The following is a 12,941-nucleotide window of genomic DNA, read 5'->3' on the forward strand; positions in this document are numbered from 1 at the left end:
GCGCGGGGCCATCACGCACACGAAGCAGAGACGAAGCAAGGGGACGGCCGTGGGAACAGTCAGGGCAAGCCGGCGGACGAGAAGGGGCCGGGCGCGGCGCGGCGCGGCCCGTGTGCTGTGTGGCGCCGCGGTACTGGTGTCCCTGCTGGCACCCCCCGGCCGTGATCCGGTGCCGGCGGCGGACGCCCAGCCGGCCTTCGGGGCGGTCGACTACGCGGTCGCCGTGGACGAGTCCGCGAGCCTCGCGCCCGAGGACATGGCGGCCGAGAAGGCCGCCGCCGCACGGATCGCGCTGGGCGACGTCACCCCGTCCTCCCATGTCACGGTATTCGGATTCGCCGACGCCGAGTCCAGCGACCAGCGCGCGGTGGACCCGGTGTGCCCGCGGACCGCGCTGGACGCGGCGGGGCGCGAGTCGATCGGCGGGTGCGTCGGCAAGCTGCGCAGCCGCAAGAAGAGCGAGGGCGCCGGCACCGACTTCCCGAGCGCGATACGCCAGGGAGTGCACGAGCTCGGCACCGGCTCCGACCCGTCGGTGCCCCGAGTACTGTTCCTGCTCACCGACGGGATGCTGGACGTCAGCGACAGCCCCCAGTACGGCGACCCCGCGCATCGCCGGGCCGAGGGCGAACGGCAGTTGGAGCTGGCGCTCAAGGAAGCCGCCGACCAGCATGTCCAGATCTGGCCGCTGGGCTTCGGCCCCGAACCGGACAAGACGCAGCTCGACAGGATGGCCGCCGGCGGATACCAGAAGGGCTGCGTCGAACTGCCCTCCGCGCTCCCCAAGGCCGGCAAGGTCTCAGGGGCGAAGGACGTCGGCCCGATGCTGGAGCAGATCTTCGCCGCCGCGCACTGCCTGCGGTACGCGCAGGGCACCACCGAACGGCCGCCCGCCACCCTGGAGATCGGCATTTCGCCGCTGGCGACGGTGGGCACCATCGTGGTCGACAAGAGCGACCCCGAGGTGACGGTCACCTACCTCGACCCGAGCGGCCACCAGGTACCCACCTCGGGGATGTACCAGAAGTCGCGGTTCGAGCTAGCGGGCGCCGGGCACGCCGTCGAGGCGCTGAAGATCACCGACCCGGTGCCCGGCGTCTGGAAGGTGAAGGTCGAAGCCCCCGAAGGACACCGCTCCCTGCCAGTCGGCGTCAGCGCGCTGTGGCACGGCGAGCTGCGCGGCGCCATCACCATGGACCCGCCGTCGCCGCAGGCCGGGCAGAAGGCCACGGTGACCATGCGGTTGCAGACCCGCGAGGGCTACGAGATCAAGGACCCGCGCGACTACGCCGGGTTGCAGGTCCGCGGCGAGCTGACCGGCGATGGTTTCGCCCCGCTGCCGGTGCACCTCGCCGACGACGGAAAGGGGCCCGACCGCGAGGCGGGCGACGGCTCCTTCACCGGAACCGTGCAGATCCCCAGGAGTGCCAACGGGGCGCTGAAGGCGAGCGGCACGCTGACGGCCTCGGGGCTGACCGCCGACACCCGCAGCGAGAGCGGCCAGATCGCGCCCGGCGAGCTGCCCGTCACCGCCGCGCTCACCCTGCCCACCGCGGACACCCACCCCGGCTCCACGGTCACCGGCGCCCTGGCCGTCCACAACACCAGCGGCACCCGGCACACCCTGCGGCTGTCCGTCACCGACCTCCAGCCCGGGCTGCTCTCGGTCACCCCGGCCGAGATCGAGGTGAAGCCCGGCGAGTCCGGGACGCGGAAGGTGACCGTCGAGATCGGTCCTGAAGGCGCCTTCGGGGGCCGCCTCCACGGCGACGGGCTGCGCCTCGGCGGCACCGTCACGGTCGCCGACGCCACGGACGGCAACCGGGCGCTGGTGCGGTCGCCGCTCTCGGTGCGGCTGACGCCGGAACCCGGCGTCTGGGACACGTACTGGTGGGCGTTCCTCTTCGCCGCCGTCCTGATCGCGCTGGCCATCGCGGCGGCCATCGCCCTGCTGCGACAGCGCCGCATGCGCAGGGACCCGTTCGGTCTGGTGCTGCAACTGGTCTCCGAGGAAGGGGACGTCCTCAACGATCACCCGGCGGGGCACGGGCACAAGCAGTGGTACGAGTTCGCCGTCGTCGAACCCCACCGCAGCCCGCGCATCGAGCGGCGCAGCCACGGCCCGTACGCCATCCAGCGCAGCCCCGAGGGCGGCGCGGTGCTGCGCACGCGCGGTGGCGGACGGACCCGGCTACCCGCGCACGGCAGCGTCCCGCTGACCGACACGCTCAGCCTGTCCCTCGGCGAGGAGACCCGCACCCCGAAGGCCCGCAGAACACGGCCTTCCCGGTCCCGGACCACCACGGCCACCACCCCCACGACCGGTGAGGGCGAGAGCGCGAGCGCCTACGAGTCGTACCGGTGAGGCGCAGGGCGGGAACGGTGCGTCGCCGGCCCGCCCCCGCACACCGCACCGCGGCCACCGTGCCGCGGGCAGTCCACAGACGTATCGAGGACGAACCGTCCGCGATACGGCCGCAACGGGAGGAAACCCATGAAGATCTTCCAGCCGATGCTCTTCGTCGGTCTGGGCGGCACCGGCGGCTTGGTCGGTGCCGAACTGGAACGCAGGCTGCGCGCCGAGCTGTGCGGCCCGGACGGCGTCGCGCTCACCGGCCGCCTCGGCGGCCACGCCCCCTACCAGCTTCCCGACTGCCTCCAGTTCGTGTACGCGGACTACAGCGAGTCAGATCTCCAGCGGCTGCCGCAGTTCAACGTGGACCCGTCGCTGCGGGCCGCGTACGCCCGTACCTCCCGGGCCACCCACAATCTCCTGCCGAACTTCGACAGTTCACCGGAAGTGACCAAGATGCTCCGGGCGAGCCTGCGCGACGAGGTCGCCGACTGGCTGCCGCCGCGCATCGACGAGCCGAAGGTCACCCCGCTCCACAACGGCGCCGGCCAGCTGCCCACCGTCGGGCGGGCCGCCCTGTTCGCCACCCTCCGGCACAGCCTCGCCCCGGTCCTGGAGCCGCTGCTCCAGGCGATCGACGCGATCGCCAAGTCGGCTGGCGAGCTCGGCGAGTTGGGCGGCGGCAAGGTCAACGGCTGCGACGTGTTCGTCGCCTTCTCGGTGGCCGGAGGCACCGGCGCCGGAATCTTCCTGGACTACCTGCACCTGATCAACCACGCGTTCCGGATGCGCCGCTTCGACGGGGTGAAGATCTACCCGCTGGTCGTGATGCCCTCCTCGTTCCCGTCTGCCGCCGGCGGCGGGCGGGAGGCGGATCTCAACGCGGCCCGCGCCGTGGTCGACCTGTTCCGGTTGGTGGATGGGCAGAACGCGCCGACGGAGGGCGCGGAGATCGGCGACCTGGATCACGAGGCGGGGATCGGCATCCGCTACCCGGGCACGACACCGATCCGGCTGCGGACCGGCATTCTGCCCACGGCGTTCCTGTTCAGCCCGACGGCGGGCATCCGCCAGGACGACCTGCGCCGCTCCATCGTCTCCCTGGTGATGTCCCTGGTCGGCACCGAGCTGGGCGACGGCCGCTCCCGGGGCCGGATGGCGGCGGCCGACGACGACTACCAGACGTTTGCCGCGAGCTTCATCAACCGGGGCGTGCACCGCAGCGCCCTGTCCCCCACCGGCATCGGCCGGCAGGGCGTCTCCACCAGCCTGGTGGCCTCCATGACCGCCCCGATGGACCAGCTGGCCGACCTGGTTGCCGGCCGGCTGCTGCGGGAGGCCGTCACGGATCTCGTGGAGCGACCGCGTACCTCGTTGCGGGACACCGCGGTGCCGATGATCCGGCAGCTGTTCGCCGACTCCCAGCTCGAAGAACTCTGGGAGCGCAAGCAGTTGCCGGTACCGGAGCCCGAACCGCTGCCGCGCGGCAGCAGGGCCATCGAGCTGGCGCTGGGCGAACGGATCGCGGACATGCAGCGGTTGCTGTCCGACCTCCAGTCCGTCGCGGACCGCCAGGCTGCCTCGATGGCTGACCGGTTCGCCCCGCGCCCCGCCATCGACAAGCTCCTCCAGACTGTCGACCCCTTCCTCGCCGAACGCGTCGTGCGGGGCGTCCCGGACAGCGACGAACCGATCGCCCGGCTCGGCTTCCTGGGCATGCTCAACAGCCGAGCCGTCGCCCCCCAGCGCCCGCCGGGTGTGACCGAGCAACCGCCCAAGATCCCGCGGATCAGGGGCCGGCTGGCCGGTATGTCGCCGGCCCGCTGGGGCGACGACGACGTGCAGGCGGCGCTCCAGGCGCAGAACATCTGGTACCAGTGGCGCTGCCGGGTCGTGTGGCACGAGGCGTGGCGCGAGCAGCAGCAGCGCTGGCAGTCCCAGGCAGATGCGGCCGGAACCGACCTCGGACGCCTGGTGAACGCCTTCCTCACGCACTCCGAGCGGGAACGCAAGGTCTCCGCGCAGAAGGGCCTCGACCTGTACGAGGACCGCACCGGTATCTCGTATCTGCTCCCGCCGCAGCGCACCCTCAACCACTTCTACGAGGACTTGGTGACCCGGCTGATCCGCCGGGAGGGGCTGCGTGAGCACGACGACGAGGCCGCGCTCCTGCTCAAGATGATCAACGGCGACATCTGGCGCAGGGCCCACTCGCTCAGCCGCCGCAACCCCGACAGCGCGGTGGCGGCCGTCAAGGCCCAGCTGGAGGGCCGCATCACCCGGCTGTTCGCGGAGAGCGGCGAACATCTGGAGGAGCGCCCGCTGCTGCCGCCAATGAGCACCCTGCTGGCCGCCGCGGCGGGCGACGCGGACGCCGCCGAACAGGTCAGCAAGGAGGCGCTCGACCTGTTCGGCCGCAAACTGACCGGCCTGCTGCCGGTGGGCTTCACCCCGGAGGGCACCGGACCGCTGCGGGTGCTCGTCACGCACCCGCGCGTACAGGCCGTGGAGGAGGTGCAGGAGTTCCTCGGCAAGGCGCTGCGGCTGCCCTCCGACGCCAAGAATGCCGTGGAGTACCGGGGAATGGAGAGCGACTCGATCACCGTGGTCCTCTTCCGTAGCGAGATGAGCCTCACCCAGGTGCCCGAGGCCCGCAAGGTGCTGCGCCAGTGGGCCAGGGCCAAGGACTCCGAGCAAGCCCAGGACGTGCTGAGGTGGCGTCAACGGCTCGGCTTCCGGGACAGCTGGATGGTCAGCAGCGCGGAGGACCGCCGCGCCATCCTGCACCGGCTGCTGTGCTGCATGTGGAACGGCCAGCTGGACGTGCTGGACGGCGACCCCGCGTCGCCGGGCCGGATCCGGCTGCGTCTTTTCCCTGAGACGGGCGACCAAGTGCCCGGCGTCCGGCTGCGGTTGGGGGACTTCCCGGGCGGCGTGTCGAGCTGGGCGGAGCTGCTGCGCTCGTACGAACGCTGGATAGTCCTCGACGACGAGCGGACCGTCGAGGACTACTGCGAGAAGCTGATGACGGCCCAGCCGCTGGGGCTCGCCAGGAATGGCAGCGAACCGCATTCGCTCTTCGTCGAGCTGGTAGAGAAGACCGCCCCGCGCCAGTTGGAGCTGCTGAGGGGGCGCCGGGAGCGCGGCGGCGAGCAGGTCGAGGGATGGGTGCGGCCGCTGTGGGAGTTCTGGGCGGAGACACTGCCAGCCGCGCTGGACGCCGAGTTCGGGGACCAGCGCGCCGTCCAGCCGACCCTGCGCACGCTGCTGGAGCACGTCCGCGGCGGCACACCGAAGCCACGTCCGCGCAAGGAGTTCACGCAACCCCGGCGTTCCGTGGCCGATGACGACGACTGGGGCACCGCCCCGCGGGCCTCCACCGACGCCTACCAGGGCGGCGGCATCGACGAGCGTGCGCGACGCGCCCCGGCGGACGACTACGACGACGCGTGCGACGACCGGCTCCCGCGTTCCTCCGGGGAACGCGTCAACGGGCACTCCGGCGGAGCCGATCGGTCTTCGGTGCCGTGGGACGAGCCCGGCGATCCCCGTCCGTACGAGGCCGCCGACGACGGCGGCCGGGACCGCTCGCGACGCAACCCCTGGGACGGAGACACGGAGTGATCAACCCCGAGGACATCGGCGCGGTCGTCCACCTCGACCTGCGCGCCGGGGCGGCGGAACTCGGCACCGCCCGCGCTCTGCGGGCCACGGTCGCCCGGCAACTCGGCCGGGCCGGACTGCCGGAACCCGACCACCCGCTCTTCCTGGTCGTCGACACCCCGGCCGGGCTGACCGGCCATCAGCGGCAGTACGAACTGCTCACCGCCTACCGGGCCCCGGGCGAGATCAGGATCCTGGTCCTGCTGGTCGGCAGCGCGCCCGGTTCGTCCGCCGATGAGGACGAGGCGTTCCCGCCGGACCGGCGGCTGGTGCGGCCCGCGGTGCTGCGGGCCTCCGGCACCGGCCTGCTGTGGGCGGGCGATCTGCGCTCCGCACGCACGGCACTGGAGCAGCCCGCGCCGGACGAACCGGAGGCGCTGGCGGTCCTGGTGGATGTGCTGTCGGTCCCGGACGTCTTCCTGAGGGTGCTCGACGACGTCGGATCGCTGCCCGACGCGGTCGCCGCGCCCGGGGTGCGGCTGTTGGAGCAGGACCTGCCGCCGGAGGTCCGCGACCGGGCCTGGCGCGACGCGCTCACCCGGTTCGCGGGCGAGGACACTGAACCCGCCCCGGATCTGCCGGTGACCGCCTGGTCCACGGCCGAACTGCCCGAGCCGCTGCGGGGGTTGGTGGCGGGCCGGGGCGGCCGCGACCAGCGGCACCGGGAGCCGGGCGGGGTGGCGGACAGTGCCTACCGCGCGTGCGCGTACGCCCTGGACGACGCCGAGGACGCGCTGGCCGGACTGCGGGCCCTCCCCGGGCTGCTAAGCGGCTCGCGCCGGGAGGCGTTCGAGGCCGACCTCGACCAGGCGCGCCAGGCGCTCGGCGACTACCGGGACCTCGTCGGCACTGCCCTGCACAGCGGTGGCTCCGGCACGACACCGTCCGCCGCCGAGGTGGCGGCCCGGCTCGCGGCCCTCGGTCTGCGGGTGCCCTCGGCCGAGGGCGTGGGCGAGCGGATCGGCGAGGGACTGCGGGAGTTCGCCAAGAAGCTGCTGGGGCGGGGGCTGGCCCTGCGCGCGGTGGCTCAGCGCTTCACCGGCCTGGCCGGGCGGGTGGAGCCGGTGCCCGGTTCCGCGCTGCTGCCGAAGCTCGCCGGCCTCTCCGGCGCACGAACGGGCTCACGCGGGGGCACCCCCGTCTCCGACGCGGCGGCACAGCGGTCCGGGACGCGGGGTGGCCCGCTGCCGAGCCCCGTGGTGGGTCTGCCGGCGGCGGCCACCGCGGGGCTGCTCGGTGCGCTGTGGCAGGGGCCCTTCGTGTCGCTGGCGATCCCCGTCCCGCTGGTGTTCGTCGGCGTGGCGCTGCTCGGCGCATCCCGTCTGCGAGGTGCCCAGCGCCCGGTCCGCTGGGCTGTGGGACCCCGGATCGCGGCCGCCGGCGGCGCGGTAGCCGGGGTGGTGGTGGCGTACGCGGCCACGCCCCCGCTCTGGCTGAGTGCCGCCGGTCTGCTGGCGGGCCTCGGTGCCGCGGTGGAGACGGCTCGCCGGCTCTGGCGTGCGGCGGCCGACTCCTGGGCCGCGGGCCACGGGACCGCCGCGCTGCGCCGGGCCCTGGAGGGGCTCGATGGGTTGCTGGCCGAGGCGGTCCGCGAGCACTGGGCCGCCGAGGAGCGCATGTACTGCGCCGATGCGGCCCGGTCCGTCGCCGGCATGCTGCGGGCGACGGCGGACGCCGCGGACGCCGAGGCGATGCCCGAGCCGGAGCGGCCCGCGGCCGCCGGTGCGTCCGGCACTGAGCCGCCCGTCGCGGACGACTGGCTGTCCAGCGCCTCGGCCCTGGAGGCGGACGCCTTCGCAGCGGCCGACGACGCGGACAGCAACTGGGCGAGCGTGTACGCCTGGGACGACGCGCCCTCCGGGGACGAGCCCGCCGAACCCGACGAGGAGGAAACCTCCGCCCCGGCCGCCGACCCGTGGGAGGACCGCACCGTCGGGGTGCCGCGCTGGCTGGACCGCGAGAGCGGCGAAGGCGGACCGGAGCTGGTCGCCACCCTGGCCGGTGATCTGACGGACGCCGCCCTGGTCGCCATGAAGTCCTATTGGGGTGCCGTCGAACGCGGCCAGGCCGGCGCCCTCGCCGTCCGGCGCACCGAGAAGCTGGTCCGCGACCTGCTGTCGACGGCCCGCTGTCACCTCCGGCGCAACGGGGTGCTGGCCCCGCCTCCGTTCGTCGCCGGACACCGCACCCGCGCCACCTCGGCGAACCTGCTGGGGACCGACCCGCACCGGGTGGCCGAACTGGTCGGCGCGGACGCCGACCGGCGCGCCGTGGTGCAGCTGTCCTCACCGGAGCAGGGCACGCTGCTCAGCCGCGACCCGGCGGCGGCGGTATGGATCAGATTCGCCCCGGACGCGGTGCGCGGCGAGGTCGAGAAGACCTGGCGGACGAGCGGTTCGGCCCAGCCGCACGAGGCGCTGTGGACCTCGTCGGGACGGTACGCGGGTCTGATTCGGCTCACCCCGCTGCGGATGGGGGTCGTGGACACCGTCCGGCCCCGCCAGAGCCCCGGGGCCGACCCGGTGGACGCGTGCGAACGAAGGGACGGCGACCACTGGTGACCAGCACCTCGCACTCCGACCTGGTGGAGCCGGGCAGTTCGCATCGGACCACCCTCGCCTTCACCCTCGCCTCGGGGCGGCGCCGCATCGCCCCGGTCCGCTTCGGCCGCACCTCCCGCCGCGATCCGCTGCTGCCCCAGCGGATCCGCAACGGCCTCCTCGACGACGAGGGACAGCAGTGCGTCCAGGTGCGGCTGACCGCCGCCGACGCGGCGAACCCGGCGGCGCGCGCACTGCTGGACGTGGAGGCGAGCACCGCCCTGCGTCTGCACCGGGCGCTCGACGACACGGAGTACGCGGCGCTCTTCCCGCGGATCATCGGCTACGAACTGGACGCCGCCGAGCCCTTCCTGCTGTACGCCGCGCCGCGCGGCATCGCCGCCGTGCGCACCCATGTGATGTCCGCGACCGACCAGCGGGTCCTCGCCCGTGATCTGCTGCTGGCGCTGTGCGTGCTCGACGGCCAGGACCTGGTGTTGCGCGGGATCTCGCCGGCCACGGTGCTCTGGGACGGCACCTCGGTCCAGCTCTGGGGGCTGGAGGGGGCGGCCCGCGCCGGCCGACCGAGGACCCGGTGGGGCAGAGCGCCCTACTGCTCGCCCGAACAGCGCCGGGGCGAGGGCCGCGTCGACCCCCGGGACGCGGTCTGGAGCGCGGCCCAGGTGCTCTACCAGCTGGTGACCGGCCGGCCCGGTCCATCCGATCGGGCACCCGCCGATCTCGCCGAGCACCGGGTGCTCGCCGAGACGCTGCGCGACGCCTTCGCTCCGCAGGCAGCCGACCGGCCGACCCCCGGGCGGCTGCTCGACCTCCTGACCCCGGGCACCGCCCGGCGCGTCGCGCTGAGCGTTCCCGCCGACGAGACGCGCCCGCACCGCACGGCGTTCGACCAAGCGCTCGACCTCAAGCGGCTGGCACCCGCCCCCGAACCCCACGACGGGTCCGGGACGCCGCCCGGGCGGAGCAACGGAGAAGTCCTCTGCCCATACTGCCTGGAGGCCATCCAGCTCGACCTCAGGTCACTGTTCGTCACCGACAGCAGGATGCAGTACCAGCCGCTGGACGTCTCCGGCGTCGGCAACCCCCTGCGGCGCGAGGACATCATGCGCGGCGCCGTCCAGAAGTGCACAGCGGACCCGGACTTCCCCGAGCACTTCATCCCGGTGCCCTACCTCACCCACGGCCGGCCGCTGACCGTCGCGATGGTCGGCCAGTCCTCCACCGGCAAGAGCCATCTGCTGACCCAGATGATCGCCGAGATCACCGACGGCGGCCTGGAGCCGTTCGGACTGAAGTGGCAGTCCGTCAACCCGGAGCAGCACGCGCGCTTCGTACGGGAACGGGTGCAGCCGCTGCGCAACGGCAAGGTCCTCGACCACACCGGCGCCCTCGGCCTGGACGGCTTCGCCCGATTCGTGGAGTCCCTCCTGATCACCGACGCCCGCGGGCGGGTACGTCCGGTCGCCTTCTTCGACCTCGGCGGCGAGGACCTCGTACGGACCGATGCCGCGCTCCGCTTCCTGCTCGGGGTCGACGCCATGCTCTTCGTCGTGGACCCGGCGCTGGCTCTCCCACTGCCGCATCTGGACCACGCCAGGGAACGCTGGGGTCTTGAGGTGAACCGGGACGGCGATCTCGCCTTCGGCACCGTCCTGGACCGGCTGCCCAAGAACGGCCCGTACCTCGACGTGGCGGCCGCGATGGTGCTTGGCAAGGCGGACCTCCTGCGGTTCCAGCCACCCGTCGACCGGTGGCTGGGCGAGGCGGCGCCCACCTCGCTCGACCCCGCGCTGATGCGCGAGGAGAGCCGGGACGTCTACGGGCTGCTGCGCCACCATGCCGGCCAGGCGTGGCTGCGCCCGTTCGACGCGATCCGGCGGTGCACCCTGCACGTAGCGTCGGCCACCGGCGGTCAGGAGGACAACGGCCGCTATCCGGCCGGGGCGGGGCCCCGGCGGGTGCTGGAGCCGCTGCTGTCGCTACTGGCGATGCACGGGCTGATCGAAGTGCCGGGCGGTGCCGAGGCGTTCGCCGTCGGAGGGCCGGACGCGAGGCAAGCCGTGCCGTCGCCGGAAGCCAGAGGAACTGTGGGAGAGGAAGAACGGTGAACGACTTCCAGGACCGGAGACCGGCTCTCCGGGCATCGGCTGGCACGGCCGGGCAGGGCAGCAGCGGTACCGCGGGCTCGGTACACCAGGTGGTCTTCCGATGGGACGGCAACCAGGGACGCCAGGGCACCGGCATGAAGGCCGTCGCCCACTCCTGCTCGGCCGAGCGCGCCGAGGAACTGGGCAGGGAACTAGGCCCGTTGCTGTGGGTGTCCGGCGCGCCGGCCCCGCGACAGAGCGTCGTACGCACCCTGTCCCGCGACGGTGAGGTCATGCTCGTCCAGCGCTGGCCCACCACCGACCGGGGTGGCCGGCCCAGCACGGTCAGCCATGTCCTCGTCGGTGAGCCGCAGACCCTGAAGACCCGTCAGTGCCTCGGGCTCGCGCACGGCGGCTGGGGCAAACGGGAGTCCGCCGAGCAGGCCACCGGGCGGCAGCACGTGGTGGAGTGCGCGGCACTCGACAAATTGGCGCGGGAACGACTCCCGGGAATGCGGGAGTTGCTGCCGACGGTCAAGCATGCGCTGACCCTGGTCACCGCGGAGTGGCTGCGCGATCCGACGCAGCGGGTGTCCTTGCTCACGGGCGAGGAGGAGCTGCCCGGCTGGCCCGGCCAGGACGCCGCGCCGCTGGTGTATCTGGGGCTGTTCATGCTCTTCGGTCCCTGGCTGGGTCAGGAGTGGACGTTCGCCACATACGACATGGTCGACACCCACCCGCTGCGGCTGATGAGCGTCCCACGCTGGGAGCCGGACACAGGCGGTTCCGGTCCGCTGGCCCGGGTCATGTGCCGCCCACCGGCCCATCCCCGGTTCGAGCACAGGGCGGCGGCCCAGCTCGTGGCTTACCTCCTGGGGCACCCGGCGGACCGTCCCGGGGTGCCGCAGCTGGTCGACGGGCTCGGCGGCGGCGCGGCGCTGGACTGGCCGCGACGGCGCGCCCTGCTTGAGGACATCCTGGACGCCGACCGCCTGACCGCCCCCCACCCGGCCACTCCGCCCCGCCTCCCGGACCGGGAACCGGACCTTGCTGCGACCGCCCCGCCCCCGGCCCTCCAGCCGGATCCCGCCCCTCTCACCCCGACGCCTACCTCAGCCCCCGCGTCCGTCTCCACCCCCTCACCGTCACCCTCCTCACCCCCGACGACACCTCCGCGCCCCGGCCGCGCGCCCGCCCCCCGTCCCACGGCACCCGCCACCGGCTATCCCGCAGCCGACACCGAACCGACCCCGCTCCACGAGGTCTTGGAGGACTTGCATGTGCTCCGTCGCAGGAACGCCGCGCAGCGTGGCAAATTGGCCGACCGCCTCCGCACCCTGCCTGACGATCTGCTCCTGCGCGAGCTGCGCTCCGGCGGGCTGCCGCCGGAGTCCGTGGAACTGCTGCTGAACGCGCTCGGGGACGACGACCGTGTCCGGAAACGCGGGATGGAGATGCGGCACGCGCTGTGCGCGGAGGTGCTACGCAACGGCCTGTACCTCGCGCCGAACGAGCCGGGCACGGAACCTGCTTCGCGGACGGCCCTGGCCGGCCGGGCGGCCGACCTCTTCACCTGGGCCGTCGCCCCCCTCGCCGGCGACGAACGCTATCTGCGCGATCTACAAGAACTCCTGCATCGCATGTGCCGGGACCGCCACCCCGCCGCGGGCAACTGGCTCCGGGAGGCCATCATCGCGCCCAGGAACGGGCGGGCCCCCGAACTGCCGCCGATCCTGTGGCAGCAGATCCTGCGGGACGTGATCGGCCAGAGCCCCGCACAGTCCACCACTTCCCACGAACCCCTCGCCACCCCGGCGTACACCTCATCCCCCGAGCCCACCGACCTCGGCCCGGGACCACGCACCTCCCCATCCCGGCTCTCCGAGCTGACGAACAGCCTGGGCTGCGTGGTGGGGACCGGCGCCGGAGTGATCGCCCTGCTCCTCCTCTCGCTCGTGCTGATCTCGCTGTGAACCTGCCCAGAGAGCACGGGACTTCCTGATCCCAGAGCCGGTCCCGGACCGTCGTATGGTCCGGGACCGGCGGGGGCATGGCGGGCGGGGGCACGGGCACTGATGGCCGTAGCCGGGCACTCCAGCTGCGCGGGCCAGTCAGCCCATCAGGGACAGGGAAATGCGCAGGAAGCGGATGCCGCGGGGGTCCTTCAGGCAGGCGAAGGGTACACGCCGCCGCGTCGACGCTGATCCACGCGCGCAAATGGCTCGAACATCTGCGCCGCGAAGTCCTTCAGATCACACCGTACTGCGGTCAACACCC

The 12,941-nt window shown here is 73.3% G+C and carries 5 protein-coding genes; all 5 read left to right on the forward strand.

What is annotated here, in order from left to right; translation table 11 throughout:
• Positions 1-49 precede the first annotated feature (49 nt).
• A complete protein-coding gene (locus GR130_RS27855; RefSeq protein WP_236573572.1) occupies positions 50-2,365 on the forward strand; it encodes a choice-of-anchor X domain-containing protein in 2,316 nt (771 codons plus the stop codon).
• Between the two features lie 129 nt (positions 2,366-2,494).
• Entirely contained in the window at positions 2,495-5,977 is a 3,483-nt protein-coding gene (locus GR130_RS27860) for a tubulin-like doman-containing protein (RefSeq protein WP_159507256.1), read from the forward strand.
• Positions 5,974-8,577, forward strand: a complete 2,604-nt coding sequence (locus GR130_RS27865; RefSeq protein ID WP_159507257.1) for a hypothetical protein — start codon at positions 5,974-5,976, stop codon at positions 8,575-8,577. Before GR130_RS27860 ends, GR130_RS27865 begins: the two co-directional genes overlap by 4 nt.
• Positions 8,574-10,685 (forward strand): hypothetical protein, encoded by a 2,112-nt coding sequence (locus GR130_RS27870; protein WP_236573574.1) that lies wholly within the window; start codon positions 8,574-8,576, stop codon positions 10,683-10,685. Before GR130_RS27865 ends, GR130_RS27870 begins: the two co-directional genes overlap by 4 nt.
• Positions 10,682-12,637, forward strand: a complete 1,956-nt coding sequence (locus tag GR130_RS27875; RefSeq protein WP_159507258.1) for a hypothetical protein — start codon at positions 10,682-10,684, stop codon at positions 12,635-12,637. Before GR130_RS27870 ends, GR130_RS27875 begins: the two co-directional genes overlap by 4 nt.
• Positions 12,638-12,941: the final 304 nt, after the last annotated feature.

The organism is Streptomyces sp. GS7, assembly GCF_009834125.1.
Taxonomy (GTDB): Bacteria; Actinomycetota; Actinomycetes; order Streptomycetales; family Streptomycetaceae; genus Streptomyces.